This is a genomic window from Sporolactobacillus shoreicorticis (assembly GCF_024125445.1).
Classification (GTDB): Bacteria; Bacillota; Bacilli; order Bacillales; family Sporolactobacillaceae; genus Sporolactobacillus; species Sporolactobacillus shoreicorticis.
Genome location: NZ_JAMXWM010000086.1, coordinates 1 through 1,125 on the forward strand (window position 1 = coordinate 1; position 1,125 = coordinate 1,125).

General features: G+C 49.7%; 1 pseudogene. It reads right to left on the minus strand.

Annotated features, from left to right (window positions below):
* Positions 1–940: pseudogene (locus NIE88_RS22670) on the minus strand (IS1634 family transposase); the annotation flags it as partial.
* Between the last annotated feature and the right edge of the window lie 185 nt (positions 941–1,125).

Consider the following 1,125-nt stretch of genomic DNA (forward strand, 5'->3'; position numbering starts at 1 on the left):
GATAACGTCCCTTGCGAGCCATGGCGTCATCCACAATTTTCTTACCCGAACGCATCGGCTCGCCGACAATGTAGTGACCACCGGCCCGCTGCAAAGTGATCAGATTGTCTTCCGTCGAAAATCCCCGGTCCATGACGCTAATGACCCGACTGAGCTTCCAGCCGACCAGATCTTTCTTGGCTTCTTCAACGACGGTCTTATCGGCCGTGTTTCCCGGCCAGACCCAGCAGCGAATCGGCAGCCCTTCTTTGGTGACTGCCATTCCAATGACGACCTGAAGGAGGTCCGGTCGTTTATCCTTGGAATAGCCAAGCTTTCGCAGTTGTTCCTCTTCCGGAGCCTCCTGGGATTCCACTTCAAAATAGGAAGAAGTGGTGTCGAAGTAGATCAGATCCACTTCCAAGTTCAGCAGATCAGCGGTCGCGAAATAAACCTGTTCTTCCAACTGGCTGCGCATCTCTAGAAGCAGATCCATGGCCCGGCAGACCAGTCCAGGCAGGGCGACTTCATCCCGAATCCAGTCGACAAGACCAAGCTTGCTCGTTGGATCAAGCGCGCGGTTAGCCACCATGGCAAAGATCAGCCGTTCCATGTCTGTCTCATGCTTGCGACCGGTCAAAAGGTTCTGAATGAGCTGGTCTAGGCCCAGGGCTTTCCAGAGTTGATCCAGTGTCTAGGCACCGCTCAAACGTTTCGCGGTCTCAAAAGTAAAATCAGCAGTTTGACCCACATTGGCCTGAGTCCGCAGAGCTTCTTCCGGAGAGAGATATCTCGACATGCTTCGGAGCGCGTCAACATCCAGTTGGTCCTCACGTCCGAATGAATAGATCACCCTTGCTTTGGCATATTTGGCTTCGGAATTCCACTCATTATGGGCCAGTTGTAAATAGGCCACGGTATGACCGTCTTTGTTTTTTCGGGAAACTCGTCTTAAGTACATGCCTATATTATAGAACATGATCGCTTTAATATAAATGATAGTTATCCACAGATGTGTGCCTGTGGATAACCCAAAAAATCCCTCCTGGAAGGGATTTTACCTGACGAAAATTTAAAATAATGTGCCTACAGCTGTCGAACTCAAGAAAAAGATCTACAAGGATATAGAAATAAAACCTCACTTAC